The following is a 13,689-nucleotide window of genomic DNA, read 5'->3' as shown; positions in this document are numbered from 1 at the left end:
TCAGTGCATGCTGACCATCGCCTCGCGTCTGGACGTCATGAATCGGCTGGGTCGGGCGATGGCCGATCCCACCCGGTCGCGGATCCTGCTGTCGCTGATCGGGAGGCCCGGGCATCCGGGCGAGCTGGCGCAGGAGCTGGGCCTCACGCGCTCGAACGTCTCGAACCACCTGACCTGCCTGCGGGGGTGCGGCATCGTCGCCGCGATCCCGGAGGGACGCAGCACCCGGTACGAGATCGCGGATCCGCACCTCTCGAAGGCGCTGCTCGCGATGGTCGACGTCGTGCTCGCGATCGACGACGGCGCGGACTGCACGGACGAGGACTGCGACGTGCCGCTGTGCTGCGAGGTGCCGGAGTGAGTGCGGAGTGCTGCGGCGGGGACGAGCCGGCCGCCCTGACGCTCGGCGCGCGGCCGACCGGGCAGGCCGGGCCGCACGAGCACGCGGCGTCCGAGCACGAGCACGACGAGCACGACCACGGCGCAGAGCCGGAGGACGCGGTGCCGTGGTGGCGGGACAGGACCGTCCTCGTCCCGATCGCGGCCGGTGCGCTGCTGCTCCTCGGCTCCGTCCTGGAGTGGACCGGCCGGGGGCCCGCCGGCACGATCGTGCTCGGCGCGAGCCTGGTCGCGGGCGCGTCGACGTTCGCGCCGGGCGCCGTGCGGCGGCTGCTGCGCGGCGGGCTCGGCGTCGGCCTGCTGATGACGATCGCGGCCGTCGGCGCCGTCCTGCTCGGGCACGTCGCAGAAGCGGCCGCGCTGGCGTTCCTGTTCTCGATCGCGGAGGCGCTCGAGGACCGGGCGATGGACCGGGCCCGCGGGAGCCTGCGCGCCCTGCTGGATCTGCTCCCCGACACCGCGATCGTCTCGCGACTGCACGGCGACGTCACGATCCCGGCGCGGCAGCTGCGCGAGCTCGACGTGCTCGTGGTGCGCCCCGGCGACCGGATCGCCACCGACGGCGTCGTCGTCTCGGGCCGCAGCAGCCTCGACACCTCCGCGATCACGGGCGAGTCGATCCCCGTCGAGGTCGGCCCGGGCGATGCGGTGAGCGCCGGATCGATCAACGGCGGCGGCGCGCTGCAGGTCGAGGCGACCGCGGCGGGCACCGACAATTCGCTGACGACGATCGTGCGGCTGGTCGAGCAGGCCCACGCCCGCAAGGGCGGGCGGGCCCGGCTCGCGGACCGCATCGCGAAGCCCCTCGTCCCGGCCGTGCTCCTGCTCGCCGCAGGGATCGCCCTGGTCGGGGTGCTGATCGGGGACACCACCACCTGGACCGAGCGCGCGCTGGTCGTGCTCGTCGCCGCCTCGCCGTGCGCGCTGGCGATCGCCGTACCGGTGACGGTGATCTCGGCGATCGGCGCCGGCAGCCGCTTCGGGCTCGTCATCACCTCCGGCGAGGCGTTCGAGCGCCTCGGCACGGTGCAGGTCGTCGCGTTCGACAAGACCGGCACCCTCACCGCGGGCCGCCCGAGCGTCGCCGACGTCGCCACCGCCCCCGGCGCGACCCGCGAGGACGTGCTGGCGGTCGCCGCGGCGCTCGAGGCGCGCAGCACCCATCCGCTCGCCGCCGCGATCCTCGCCGCCGGCTCGACGCCGGCCGCGGTCGAGGACGTCACGGAGCATCCCGGCGACGGCATCACCGGCAGCCTCTCCGGGGTCCCGGTCCGCGTCGGCAGCCCCCGCTGGGTCCCGGCCGGAGCGCTGACGGCAGAGCGCGAGGCGATGGAGGGCGGCGGCATGACGGCCGTGGTCGTGGAGCGCGGCGGCGCGGTCCTCGGCGTGATCGGCGTCCGCGACGAGCTCGCGCCCGAGGCGGCCGCGACGATCGCGGAGCTCGCCCGCCTCCGCATCGACTCCGTCATGATCACCGGCGACAACGCCCGCACCGCGCACGCCCTCGCCGACCGGGCGGGGATCGCGGAGGTGCACGCGGAGCAGACGCCCGCCGGCAAAGCGGCCTCGATCGAGCGGATCGCCCGGCACCGACGCGTGGCGATGATCGGCGACGGCATCAACGACGCCCCGGCTCTCGCCGCAGCCGACGTCGGCATCGCGATGGGCGCGACCGGCTCGGCGGCCGCGATCGAGTCCGCCGACGTGGCCTTCACCGGCAGCGACCTGCGCCTGATCCCCGCCGCGCTCCGGCACGCGCGCCGGGGCCGGCGGATCATGACCGCGAACGTGATCCTCGCGCTCGGCGTGATCGTCGTCCTCCTGCCCCTCGCGCTCCTCGGCGTCCTGGGCCTCGCCGGGGTCGTGCTCGTGCACGAGCTCGCGGAGGTCGTGATCATCGCGAACGGCGCCCGCGCCGCCCGCCGAGGCGGAGGACGGACGGTCGGATCCGCTCAGCTCTCAGGGAGCTCGGCGTAGGCGCGCTTGACGCCGTTGTACCAGTCGAGCGCCTTCTTCGGCCGCATCCAGCGGCCCTTCATCGCCTCGCGCGCCTCGCGGTGCGACTCGTCGCCCGCCTTCACCGCGTCCTTCAGGTGGCGGTCCTGGGCGTTGATGATCTCGTCGGCGGTGGCCCCGCGGTGCTCGAGGGCGCACTGCCCGCCGAGGTCGCGGCACGTCATGGTCTTCACGGTGTCCTCCTCCTGCCGTCGCGCTGCACGACGGCTCCTGCTCCTACGACGGGCCAGGGCCCTCGGATGTGACCGCCGGCGTGTCGCGGGGCCGTCGCACGACGCCGGCCAGGGCCTCGGGAGCGGCGCGGAACACGATCGACTCGACCCGGCCGTCCCGGACGGCGAAGTCGAACAGCACCCTGGCCTCGCCGAGGTGGAACCAGGCGAACGCCGGTCGCCCGGCGGTGAGCACCGGGAGCGCGGCGTGCGCGCTGCCGTCGAAGAACGCGGCGACGGCCGCGCGTCCGTCGATCCGCTCGGGAGTGCCCGCCGTGATGGCGTCGGCGTCGGCGCGGACGGTCGCCCCCGGAGCGAGCAGCGCGAGGAGGCCGGCCAGGTCCCCTCCGCGGGCCGCCGCCATGAACGCGTCCAGGACGCTCCGGTCGGACGCCGGCCCGTCCTGCTCGGCGCTCGCGACCTTCTCGCGCGCCCGAGAGGCGAGCTTGCGCGCGGCCGCCGGCGAGCGGTCGAGGGTCCCGCCGATCGCGTCGAAGGAGTAGCCGAACGACTCGTGCAGCACGAGCGCGACCCGCTCGTTCGGGCTGAGCCGGTCGACCACGACGTGCAGCGCCCGGCCCACCTCGTCGCGCCGTTCCGCGGACTCGGCGGGGTCGGCACCGGAGGCGGGTGCATCCTCGACGGCTTCGACGGGCTCGGGGATGCGGGCGCGCAGCCGGTCGAGGCAGAGCCGCGTGGTCACCGTGGTCAGCCAGGCGGCGGGGTTCTCGAGCACGGCGTCGCTGCCGTGCAGTCGCAGCCAGGCCAGCTGGACGGTGTCCTCCGCCTCGTGCCGGTCGTCGAGCAGCCGGGTCGCGAGCCCGGTCAGCCGACCGCGCTCCGCCTCGAACACCGCCGTCCACTCCACGGGGACACCCTACGGCGGGCAGTGCGCTCCCGCCCCTTGCCTGCACGCCCCACCCGTGGGACGGTCTCCTCGTCCGCCGGGACGCGGCGGCCCTGAGCGGAGGAGCAGCCCGTGGGCACCGTGCGCATCGATCTCTTCACGTCCCTCGACGGTGTCGCCCAGTCGCCGGGCGGGCCCGACGAGGATCCGCAAGGCGGTTTCGCCTTCGGCGGCTGGCAGGCCCCGCTGCTGGACGACGTCGCCGGTGGCTGGGTGCAGTCCGGCATGGAGGGGATGGACGCGCTGCTGCTCGGCCGGAGGACCTCCGAGATCTTCGCCGACTACTGGCCGCGGCACGACGACTCCGGCATCGGTCGGCTGCTGAACTCGATCCCGAAATACGTGGCGTCCCGTCGGGACGTCCCCCTGCCGTGGGAGCGGTCGACCCTGCTCGGGCCGGACCTCGCGGCGGCGGTGCGCGAGCTGCGGACGCGCCACGAGCGGATCCACGTGATCGGCAGCCTCGACCTCGTGCAGACCCTGCTCGCCGAGCGCCTCGCCGACGAGCTGACGCTCTGGATCCATCCGATCGTGCTCGGCGCGGGCAAGCGGGTCTTCGAGGGCGGTGCGGCCCCCGCGATGCTCGAGCTGCTCGAGCCGGCGGCCACCTCGCCCCGCGGAGTCGTGCAGCTGCGCTACCGGATCCTCGGATCCGAGCCGCCGGTGGGCGACATGACGGTCTGAGCTCCGCGGGCTCAGGTCAGGGTCGTGTAGACCTTCGCGATGCGCCCGTCCACGACGAGGCAGATGTCGAGCCCCGACACGACCGGAGGCGCTCCCTCGGGCCCGAAGTTCCAGGCGAGGTGGCCGAGGTCGTGGTTCTCGTAGGCGGGGCCGGCGGCCGAGAAGACGAAGCCGGGGGCGTCGTCGAGCAGGCGCTGCGCCTTCGCGTGCAGGGCGTCGTGCCCGACGACCACCTCCTCGGGGTCGAGGAACTCGACGTCGGGCGTGTAGAGGCGGGTGATTGCGGCGCGGCGCTTCTCGGGGTCGCGCTCGCCGAAGACCTCGACGAGGTTCGCGTGCAGCAGGGCGTCCAGGGGCATGGTTCTCCTTCGGTGGTGGCGGTGGTGGGGGGGCGCGTCAGGGCGCCGAGGCCGAGCGGTCGGTCCAGTCGATGACGAGGCGGCGCTGCGCGATCCTCCATCGGCCGTCGATCCGCTCGAAGCGGTCGAGGTAGCGGATCGACATCGTCAGGAGGTACCGCTGCCCGGCCTCGCGCAGCAGGTGCAGCGCCGTGCAGTACGTCTCGCCCTCGGCCGCGTCGGCGGTGACGAAGCGGACCGACGACTGCCCGTTCAGGTAGGTCGTCGCGTCGTACTGCGCGATCAGGCCCTCGAAGGTCCGCACGAGCGCGTCGCGTCCGCGGATCGTGTCGACAGGCCCGGTCGTCTCGCGGTCGCCGACGAAGAGGAGCACCTCGCCGTCGTCGGCGAACACCGACGCCTCCAGCACCGCATCCCGGCGGTCGGCACCGCGCGCGTAGGTGTCGACGAGCTCGCGGATCGCGACGCGGTCGATCAGGGTCTCGAGAGTCTCGTCCACAGCGCTCCTCGGGTCGGTGCGCTCAGAATAGGTGAAGTTTCACGCAGAAGGGAAGAGGCGCCTACGGGTGGTCCGCAGGCCGCGGCAGAGTTCCGTGCTCGATCAGCCGGTCGTAGACGGCGTCGAGCGACTCGCGCATCGCCGCCATCCGCTCCGGGTCGAGCGCGTCGAGGAACGCGCGGCGCACGAAGTCGATGTGGCCGGGCCCGGCGTCCCGCAGCGCCGTGCGCCCGATGTCGGTGAGCACGACCTCGGTGCTCCGCAGATCGCGGGGTGCGGGCCGCGTCTCGATCAGCTCGCGCTCGCGCAGACCCCGGAGCCGGTGCGAGACGCGGCTGCGCTCCCAGCCGATCCGCGCGGCGAGGTCCGCGACGCTCATCCGCCCGTCGGGTTCGCTCGTCAGCGCGACGAGCACGTCGTAGTCGGCCAGCGACAGCCCGGTCGCCGTGCGGAGCTGGTGGTTCAGCTCGTAGCGGAGCCGCAGGTGCACCTTCATGTAGGAGTACCAGACGGCCGCCTCCTCGTCGCCCAGGAGGGCGAACGGCGACTCCGGCGGGACCTCGCGGGGCTCGCTCACGGCTCCTCCTCCTGCAGCCCCTCACCGACAGGGCGCTCCGACGCTACCGCGCCGTGTCAGCGGATGGTGTGGGCGGTGATCACCGCGGCGGCGAGGGCGAGCTCCTCCACCACGTCCGCCTCGCCCAGGCGCGGCGAGGCGCGCAGCACCTCGGCGCTGACGGCGCCGTAGCGCTCCTCGACGCGCGCCGGCAGCGCCGCGCCGGCCTCGGTCAGGCGGAGCAGCACGCTGCGGCGGTCCTTGGGGTTGGGCAGGCGGTCGACGAGACCGGAAGAGGCGAGGCGGTCGAGCAGAGCGGTCACGGCTCCGGTCGTCAGGTTCAGCTCGAGGGCGAGCATCTTGGGCGTGAGGCCCGGGAGGTCGTCGATCGTCTCGAGGGCGGTCAGCTCCGAGAGGCCGACGCCGAGCTCGGCGGCGATGCTGCTGCGCAGCTGGCGCTGAGCGCTCTCGAGCAGGCGGAGCGCGTGGCGCAGCGCGGCGACGGGTGCGTCGGCCGCCGCGCCCTCGGGCGGTGGAGTGGGAGTCATGGGGTCCTTTCTGCAAGGGGGAGCACCTCGGCGCGGTGCCCCTCTGACAGGGGTGTTTCTGAGAATTGCAAAGTATCTTGATCGCGGAGTAGCTTAATCATCAAGCAATCGCACCAGCGAGACGAACTGCCCGGCAGTTCACCTTCTACCCGATCAGGAGTCCTGTCATGTCGAACCACACCGCTACCGTCAAGACCAAGCGCGTCCGATTCGCTCCGCTGGTCATCGCGACCAGCATCGCGGCCGCCGCCCTGCTGTCGGTCTCGATGTCCGGAACCCTGTCGGGCTTCGTCGCCAGCATCACCAACTCCAACAACACCGCGGCCTCCGGCACGCTCGTCATGGAGGAGAAGTCGACCGGCACCACGCCCGTCACCTGCCTCAGCACCGACGGCGGCACCGTCAGCACCAACACCGCGACCTGCTCCACCATCAACAAGTTCGGCGGCTCGACCAACATGACCCCGGGTCAGACGGTCACCACCGCGATCACCATCAAGAACGCGGGCACCGTCGCCGCGAACACGTTCACCCTCACCCCCGGCGCCACCTGCGCCCAGACCACCAACGGCACCCTCAGCGGCACGGCGACCGACTTCTGCGCCAAGGTCAAGGTCGTCATCACCTCCGGCACCACCGAGATCTTCAACGGCACCGCCGCCACCCTCGCCGGTTCCGCCGCCAAGTCCCTCGGCGCCGTCGCCGCCGGTGTCAGCACCCCGTTCAGCATCGCGGTCACCCTCGACTCCGCCGCGAACAACACCTACCAGGGCCTCTCCGCCTCGCTCCCCCTGACCTGGTCCTTCGCCAGCTGATCCACGGCCCTCGGCTTCCCCTCCCCCCAGCACCACCCCGCCGCCCCCACGGCACCCGCACCACCCGCACCACCCCCGAGAAGCACCCACCCGAGGAGCGGGGCCGCCACCCTGAGGCGGCCCCGCTCCGAACACCGTCGAGGAGGCGGAGGACATGACGCTCACGGACACCCCCGTCGCCTCCGCCCCCTCCGACACCCCCGCTGCCTCCGACACCCCCGCCCCGTCGCGCCGCCCGAGTGCCCTGCGCACCGCCGCGATCTGGACCGCCTCCGCCGTCCTCGTCGGCATGGTCGCCGTCGCCCTCCTGTTCCACTCCGCCGGCGGACGCTGGTTCATCGTGCAGACCCCCTCGATGGGCACCTTCGCCCCGGTCGGCACCCTCGTCCTCACCGCTCCCACCGCGATCGAGGACGTCCGGGTCGGCGACGTCGTCAGCTTCCACCCCTCCACGACCCCGGACGAGACCTACACCCACCGCGTGGTCGACCTGGCCGCCGACGGCACGCTGGTCACCCAGGGCGACATCAACGGCGCGGTCGACCCGTGGGCCACCGGCCCCGACCAGCTGATCGGAGTCGTCACCACGTCGCTCCCGGGCCTCGGCTGGCTCGCCAAGGGGCTCCCGCTCCTGCTCGCCGGCGCCGTCCTGGTGCAGCTGCTCACCCGCCTGCTGCCCTCGCCCACGCACCGCGCGGCGATGCGGATGCTCGGACTGTCGCTCGTCGCCTCGATCACCGTGTTCCTCCTCCGCCCGTTCGTCGGCCTGGTGGTCCTCGAGGCCACCGTCGAGAACGGGTACACCGACGCCACCCTGGTCTCGACCGGCCTCCTCCCGATCCGCGTCAGCGCCGAGGGAGCCGCTCCGCTCGATCTCGTCTCGGGCGAGGTCGGCCGCCTCCGCGTCCCGGCGAACGAGCAGGACTGGTACAGCGTCTCCTCCGCTCTGCACCTGCCGTTCTGGGGCTGGGTCGTGTTCGCGCTGCTGTGCGCGCTGCCCCTGATCTACACGTTCGTGATCGGTCTGCCCGCGGCGACCGAGCGCACCGGAGAGCACGGTCGCCGTGCCGCGGGGAAGGACGCGGCCCGATGAGCCGCCACCGCGTCGCCCGGATCCCGCTGCTCGCCCGCCTCCGTGCCGCGCTGGCCCAGCCGCGGAAGGCCACCGCGGCCGTCGCCGTCGCCGCCCTCGCCGGGGCACTGCTGCTCACCCCCGCCACCTCCGGCGCCTACACGGCGTCGATCCTCAACTCGACCAACACGGTCGGCAGCTCCGCCGCGTTCTTCACCTGCGACTCGGCCTTCGCGGCCGACAGGAGCAGCGCCCTCTTCGCCTACACCCTCGGGCAGGCCTCCAACTCGGCGACCGCCCCCGATGTCGTCACCGGCACCGCCAACCGCGCCGGCACCTACCGCAACGGCATGGTCAGCTCACCCACGACGCCCAAGGCGTGCCCGCGCGACCCCGGCGGCTCGTGGCAGCTCGCCGCCTCGAGCAGCCAGCACATGACCACGCCGCTGCAGATCACGAACCCCACCACGTTCAGCACCGAGATCTGGTTCAAGACCACCGTCGCCGGCGGGAAGCTGTTCTCCTTCGGCGCCTCGCAGACGGCCGGCGGCAGCCAGTACGACCGGCACACCTACATCGGCGCCAACGGCAAGCTGATGTTCGGCATCTACAACAACGGCGTCGAAGCGATCACGAGTCCCGGCGTCGTCAACGACGGTGCCTGGCACCACGTGGTCTCGACCCTGTCCCCCACGACCGGGCTGAGCCTCTGGCTCGACGGGCAGCGCGTGGCGTCCAACACCGCGTTCCGGAACCCGGAGAACACCACCGGCTACTGGAAGATCGGCGGCGACACCCTCGGCGGCTCCTGGACGAACGTCGGTGCCGCCTACTTCACCGGCAGTCTCCGCTACGCCGCCGTCTACTCGACGGTCCTCACGCAGGCCCAGATCCAGAACCACTACGACGCCGGGCGCTGAGCCCGGGCGCGAGTCGTCAGGAGAGGCCGACGCCGATCAGCGGAGGCAGGATCAGCGCCGACAGCTGCACGATCACTCCGTTGGCCCCGGCGCCGAGAGCGATCGCGGCCAGCACCTTCGGGAGTCCGCGGCGCGAGACGCCGACGACGCCCAGGATCGCGGTGAGCGCCGCGAGGATCAGCTGCCCGATCCCGATCACCACGAACACCGCTCCGATGTCGGTGGCGCCGAGCCCGTTGCGGTAGGCGAGCACCGGCACGATCGTCGTCAGGCACACCTGGACGATCTGCGTGACGGTCAGCAGCACGGCGAGGACGAAGGCGATCACGCCGGGGACGTTGCGGCGGCGGGGTGCAGGAGCGGTGGAGGTCACGGGCCGAGCCTAGAGGGGCCCCGGAGGGCGCCGTGTACCCTTGTCCGTTTCGACGAGAGGGTTCCACCATGTCCGAGTCACCGGTCACGACCGGCTCCGCCCGGCCCACGGAGCGCCTGGCGCCCTGGGTCTTCTGGCCCGCCGTCGCACTGATCCTCGCGATCGTCGCCTTCGCTCTGCTCGCACCCGGCACCGCGACGGCGGTGTTCTCCTCCCTCCAGACGACGGTGGTCGACACCTTCAGCTGGTACTACGTGCTCCTCGCCGCCGCGTTCGTGGCCTTCGCGATCTGGATGGGCGTCAGCCGCTTCGGCGACATCAAGCTCGGCAAGGACGACGACGAGCCCGAGTTCTCGATGCTCGCCTGGATCTCCCTCCTCTTCGCCGCCGGCATGGGAATCGGCCTCGTCTTCTACGGCGTCGCCGAGCCGCTGAACCACTTCTCGAACCCGCGGCCCGGAGTGACGGGGACCGAGCAGCAGCTCGCGCAGAGCGCCCTGTCGCAGACCTACCTGCACTGGGGCGTGCACGCCTGGTCGATCTACGTCGTGGTCGGCCTCGCCCTCGCCTACGCGATCCACCGCCGAGGGCGCCCCGTCTCGATCCGCTGGGCGCTCGAGCCGCTGCTGGGCCGTCGCGTGCGCGGAGGCTGGGGCAACGCGATCGACGTGGTCGCGCTGATCGGCACGGTCTTCGGAGTCGCGACCTCGCTCGGCCTCGGCGTCACGCAGATCTCGGCCGGGCTCGAGGCGGTGGGGATCGTCGAGTCCTCGCTCACCGTCCAGCTCGTCGTGATCGCCGTGGTCATCGGCCTCACGATCCTCTCGCTCGTCTCCGGCGTCGGCCGGGGCATGAAGTGGCTCTCGACCGGGAATCTGATCCTCGCGGGCGCCCTGCTGCTGTTCGTGCTGTTCGCCGGCCCGACCCAGTTCCTCCTGCGCGAGTTCGTGCAGTCGATCGGCAACTACCTGCAGAACTTCCTCGGCCTCTCGTTCACCGTCAGCGCCTTCGCGGGGGCGGACGGCGAGGCGTGGCAGGGGAGCTGGACCACGTTCTACTGGGGCTGGTGGATGTCGTGGGCGCCGTTCGTGGGCATCTTCATCGCCCGCGTCTCGAAGGGCCGCACGGTGCGGGAGTTCGTCGCCGGGGTGCTCCTGGTGCCGACGATCATGACGTTCCTCTGGTTCAGCGTGCTCGGCGGCACGGCCCTGTACCGCGAGCTGTACGGCTCGGGCGGACTGGTCGGAGCGGACGGCTCCGTCGACTCGAACCTCGCGCTCTTCCAGATGCTGGCGGACCTGCCGGGAGGCGTCGTCGTGACGTTCGGCGCGATCCTCCTGATCGGCGTCTTCTTCGTCACCTCGGCCGACTCCGGCGCCCTGGTGATGGCCATGATCGCGACCGGGGGCTCCGTCGAGCCGAAGAACCCGATCCGCGTGTTCTTCGCCCTCGCGACGGCGCTGCTCGCGATCGCGCTGCTGATCGCGGGCGGTCTCGACGCCCTGCAGACGGCGGCGATCCTGTCGGCGTTGCCGTTCAGCGTGGTGATGATCCTGATGTGCGTCGCGACGGTGATCGCGTTCCGCCGCGAGCTGCGCGCCTACGACAAGGCCCGGCGTGCGGCGTTCGTCGGCGACATCGGCCGCTTCTACGGACTCGAGGTGGAGGAGCCGACGGAGCGGGAGCCGGTGCCGCTGCTGCAGCGGGTGCTGCGTCGCGGGCGCTGACCCCTCCGTCGTCGACCCCTCGCGCGCGCCCGCACCCGGGCCCTAGCGTGGAGGGATGGCACTGACGCTCCCGGAACCCCGTCTCCCCTCCCTCCTCGACTCCCCCGTTCTGAAGTGGGGGATCCTGGCCCCGGGCGGCATCGCCACGAGCTTCGTCACGGCGCTGCGAAAGCACACGCGCCAGGAGGTCGTGGCCGTCGGCTCGCGCTCGCTCGAGCGCGCGCAGGAGTTCGCGAACCGCTTCGGCATCGCCAGGGCCTCCGCGGGCTACGAGGCGGTCGTGAACGACCCCGAGGTCGACGTCGTCTACATCGCGTCCCCGCACTCCGAGCACGCCCGGCAGGCGCTGCTCGCCATCGCCGCGGGCAAGCACATCCTGGTCGAGAAGCCGTTCGCGCCGACTCCGGGCGAGGCCGAGATGATCGTGCACGCCGCGCGCGACGCCGGCGTCTTCGCCATGGAGGCGATGTGGATGCGCTACCTCCCGCACATGGACGTCGTGCGCCGCCTGATGGAGGACGGCGCGGTCGGCGCGCCCGCCCTGGTCTCGGCCGACTTCGGGGCGGCGTTCCCGTTCGACCCGACCAGCCGCATCTTCGACCCCGCGCTGGCGGGCGGCGGGCTGCTCGACGTCGGCGTCTACGCGTCCTCGTTCGTGTCGATGGTCGCCGGCACCCCGCAGAGCACCGTCGTGTCGGGCGGGCTGACCGAGACCGGAGTCGACGCGACCGCCACGATCGTCGGCCGCCACGCGGGCGGCGTGCAGTCGCTCGCCACCTCGACCGTGCTCGCCGACACCCTGCAGGCCGCGAGCGTCGCGGGCAGCGAGGGCCGGATCGACGTGCACCCGGCCTTCTGGCGACCGGGCGGAGTGACGCTCACGCGCGGGGACGACTCCGGCACCTGGCTCGACGAGTCACCGCTGCGCGACGGCGAGGGTCTGGCCTGGGAGGCCGTGCACCTGGCGACCTACCTGGCCGAGGGGCGTACGGAGTCGCCGCTGCATCCGCTCGACGAGGTCGTGCAGGTCGTGCGGACGCTCGACGACGCCCGGCGCCGCATCGGGGTGTCGGTCTAGACGGGCGTCAGCCGGCCGGCAGCTCGACGCGGAACGCGGTGCGGCCGGGCTCCGAGTCGACCAGCACGCGTCCGCCGTGGGCGTCGACGACCGCGGCCACGATCGCGAGGCCGAGGCCGGTCGAGCCGGTCGTGCGGGCGCGCGAGGAGTCGCCGCGGGCGAAGCGCTCGAACAGCACGGGCACGAGCTCCGGCGCGATGCCCGGGCCGGAGTCGGTGACCGTCACGACCGCGATCGGCCGGCCGGCGGGGTCGCGCTCCTCGGCGAGCGCCGCCACCACCCGGGTGCCGGCGGGCGTGTGCACCGACGCGTTCCGCAGCAGGTTCGCGACGACCTGGTGCAGTCGGAAGCCGTCGCCGCGGATCTCGACCGGCTCCTCCGGCAGGTCGAGGTCCCAGTCGTGGTCGGGGCCGGCGACGTGCGCGTCCGAGACCGCCTCGATCAGCAGCATCGTCAGGTCCACCGGTTCCTTCTCGAGGTCGCGGCCCTCGTCGAGCCGGGCGAGGAGCAGGAGGTCCTCGACGAGCGAGGTCATGCGGGTGGCGGCCGACTCGATGCGGTCGAGGGAGTGGGCGGCCGTCTCGGGCAGCTCCGATCCGGAGCGGCGGGGCAGCTCGGCGTAGCCGCGGATCGCGGCGAGGGGCGTGCGCAGCTCGTGCGAGGCGTCGGCGACGAACTGCCGCACCTTGTTCTCGCTCGCCTCGCGGGCCTGCAGCGCCCCGGTGACGTGGTCGAGCATCCGGTTGAAGGCGGCGCCCACCCGGCCGACCTCGGTGCGGGTGTCGGCGTCCTCCTCCGGGACCCGCTCGACCAGCTCGACCTGGCCGCGCTCGAGCGGCAGCTCGGCGACGCGCGTGGCCGTCGCCTCCACCCGGTCCAGCGGCCGCAGGGCGACCCGGATGATCGCGGTCGCGATCAGCGCGACGAGCAGCATCGCGAGCAGCGTGATCGCGATCACCACTCCGGTCAGCGAGCTCAGCACCTGCGTCGTCTCGCCCAGCGGCACGCCGACGACGACCACGGAGCCGTCCACGACGGCCGCCCGCGTGCGGTACTCCCCGAGGACGCCGCCCAGATCGACCGTCGTCTCGGCCCCGCCTGCGGCGATCGACTGCGCGAGCACCGAGTCCGGCTGCTCCGCGAACTCGCGGCAGTCTCCGTCCGCATCGATGTAGGCGCCGACGAACGAGCCGTCGGCGTTCTGCACGGCCGTGATCGTGCTGAGGTTCTGGTTCGGGCCGCCGAACGAGCCGGTCGGGCAGGTCGTGGCGCGTTCGATCGCCGAGGGCCCGGCGAACTGCCCGGGGCCGTCGAACTCCTCCAGCCGATCCAGCGACTGGCCGAGCTGCGCGTCGGTGCTCTCGTAGAGGATCCCGCGCAGCGACAGCACGCTGACGGCGCCGACGACCCCCGCGGTGATCGCGACCATCAGGACGACGGCGAGGACCATCCGGCGCCGGAGAGTCCACGGCGCGCGCCCGCCGGAGCGGCGAGATCGGGAGCGGGAGCCGCGCAGCGCCGAGC

16 protein-coding genes are annotated in these 13,689 nt (G+C 72.9%); 8 read left to right on the top strand and 8 right to left on the bottom strand.

What is annotated here, in order from left to right; all coding sequences use genetic code 11:
• The first annotated feature begins 7 nt into the window (after positions 1-7).
• Together cmtR and ASF48_RS10770 are read left to right on the top strand one after the other, a co-directional pair.
• A complete protein-coding gene (cmtR, locus tag ASF48_RS19440) occupies positions 8-361 on the top strand; it encodes a Cd(II)/Pb(II)-sensing metalloregulatory transcriptional regulator CmtR (protein ID WP_055790928.1) in 354 nt (117 codons plus the stop codon).
• Positions 358-2,376 (top strand): heavy metal translocating P-type ATPase, encoded by a 2,019-nt coding sequence (locus ASF48_RS10770; protein WP_442965570.1) that lies wholly within the window; start codon positions 358-360, stop codon positions 2,374-2,376. The genes cmtR and ASF48_RS10770 overlap by 4 nt, the downstream gene beginning before the upstream one ends.
• On the opposite strand, the gene ASF48_RS10765 is transcribed toward ASF48_RS10770, so the two are convergent.
• The gene (locus ASF48_RS10765; protein ID WP_230674080.1) at positions 2,352-2,579 is read right to left on the bottom strand and encodes a DUF1059 domain-containing protein; all 228 of its coding nucleotides are present in this window, start codon (positions 2,577-2,579) and stop codon (positions 2,352-2,354) included. The genes ASF48_RS10770 and ASF48_RS10765 overlap by 25 nt on opposite strands.
• Before the next feature lie 52 nt (positions 2,580-2,631).
• On the bottom strand, positions 2,632-3,495 hold the full coding sequence (locus ASF48_RS10760; RefSeq protein ID WP_055790922.1) for a sigma-70 family RNA polymerase sigma factor: 864 nt from the start codon (positions 3,493-3,495) through the stop codon (positions 2,632-2,634).
• Positions 3,496-3,606: 111 nt separating this feature from the next.
• On the opposite strand from ASF48_RS10760, the gene ASF48_RS10755 reads away from it, so the two are divergent.
• Positions 3,607-4,218 (top strand): dihydrofolate reductase family protein, encoded by a 612-nt coding sequence (locus ASF48_RS10755; RefSeq protein WP_055790919.1) that lies wholly within the window; start codon positions 3,607-3,609, stop codon positions 4,216-4,218.
• Between the two features lie 11 nt (positions 4,219-4,229).
• Here ASF48_RS10755 and ASF48_RS10750 read toward each other — a convergent pair whose 3' ends face one another.
• The 4 genes from ASF48_RS10750 to ASF48_RS10735 form a co-directional block, all read right to left on the bottom strand.
• Positions 4,230-4,577, bottom strand: coding sequence for a nuclear transport factor 2 family protein (locus ASF48_RS10750; RefSeq protein WP_055790910.1), 348 nt, complete (start codon positions 4,575-4,577; stop codon positions 4,230-4,232).
• A gap of 37 nt (positions 4,578-4,614) precedes the next feature.
• Positions 4,615-5,076, bottom strand: a complete 462-nt coding sequence (locus ASF48_RS10745; protein WP_055790907.1) for a nuclear transport factor 2 family protein — start codon at positions 5,074-5,076, stop codon at positions 4,615-4,617.
• Positions 5,077-5,137: 61 nt separating this feature from the next.
• Complete coding sequence (locus ASF48_RS10740) at positions 5,138-5,653, bottom strand: MarR family winged helix-turn-helix transcriptional regulator (protein WP_055790904.1); 516 nt, start codon at positions 5,651-5,653, stop codon at positions 5,138-5,140.
• Between the two features lie 56 nt (positions 5,654-5,709).
• Positions 5,710-6,180 carry a MarR family transcriptional regulator gene (locus ASF48_RS10735; RefSeq protein WP_055790901.1) on the bottom strand — a complete coding sequence of 157 codons (471 nt, stop codon included), beginning with the start codon at positions 6,178-6,180 and terminating at the stop codon, positions 5,710-5,712.
• 167 nt (positions 6,181-6,347) lie between these two features.
• Between ASF48_RS10735 and ASF48_RS10730 the strand changes: the two genes are divergently transcribed.
• From ASF48_RS10730 to ASF48_RS10720, 3 genes are all read left to right on the top strand, one after another.
• Positions 6,348-6,995 (top strand): hypothetical protein, encoded by a 648-nt coding sequence (locus tag ASF48_RS10730; RefSeq protein WP_055790898.1) that lies wholly within the window; start codon positions 6,348-6,350, stop codon positions 6,993-6,995.
• Between the two features lie 154 nt (positions 6,996-7,149).
• Entirely contained in the window at positions 7,150-8,088 is a 939-nt protein-coding gene (locus ASF48_RS10725) for a S26 family signal peptidase (RefSeq protein WP_055790896.1), read from the top strand.
• Positions 8,085-8,987: a LamG domain-containing protein gene (locus tag ASF48_RS10720; RefSeq protein ID WP_082481255.1), complete on the top strand. Its 903-nt coding sequence runs from the start codon at positions 8,085-8,087 to the stop codon at positions 8,985-8,987. Before ASF48_RS10725 ends, ASF48_RS10720 begins: the two co-directional genes overlap by 4 nt.
• Positions 8,988-9,003: 16 nt before the next feature.
• Here the strand turns inward: ASF48_RS10720 and ASF48_RS10715 are convergent, their stop codons facing one another.
• Positions 9,004-9,360: a hypothetical protein gene (locus ASF48_RS10715; protein ID WP_055790893.1), complete on the bottom strand. Its 357-nt coding sequence runs from the start codon at positions 9,358-9,360 to the stop codon at positions 9,004-9,006.
• Positions 9,361-9,428: 68 nt separating this feature from the next.
• On the opposite strand from ASF48_RS10715, the gene ASF48_RS10710 reads away from it, so the two are divergent.
• Positions 9,429-11,087, top strand: coding sequence for a BCCT family transporter (locus ASF48_RS10710; protein WP_055790890.1), 1,659 nt, complete (start codon positions 9,429-9,431; stop codon positions 11,085-11,087).
• Positions 11,088-11,142: 55 nt separating this feature from the next.
• A complete protein-coding gene (locus ASF48_RS10705) occupies positions 11,143-12,165 on the top strand; it encodes a Gfo/Idh/MocA family protein (RefSeq protein WP_055790887.1) in 1,023 nt (340 codons plus the stop codon).
• A 7-nt stretch (positions 12,166-12,172) separates the two neighbouring features.
• Here the strand turns inward: ASF48_RS10705 and ASF48_RS10700 are convergent, their stop codons facing one another.
• Positions 12,173-13,615 (bottom strand): sensor histidine kinase, encoded by a 1,443-nt coding sequence (locus tag ASF48_RS10700; RefSeq protein WP_082481370.1) that lies wholly within the window; start codon positions 13,613-13,615, stop codon positions 12,173-12,175.
• Positions 13,616-13,689: the final 74 nt, after the last annotated feature.

Origin of the sequence: Rathayibacter sp. Leaf299 (assembly GCF_001423055.1) — a bacterium.
Classification (GTDB): domain Bacteria; phylum Actinomycetota; class Actinomycetes; order Actinomycetales; family Microbacteriaceae; genus Rathayibacter; species Rathayibacter caricis.
This window is presented reverse-complemented; position numbering and strand designations above follow the sequence as displayed.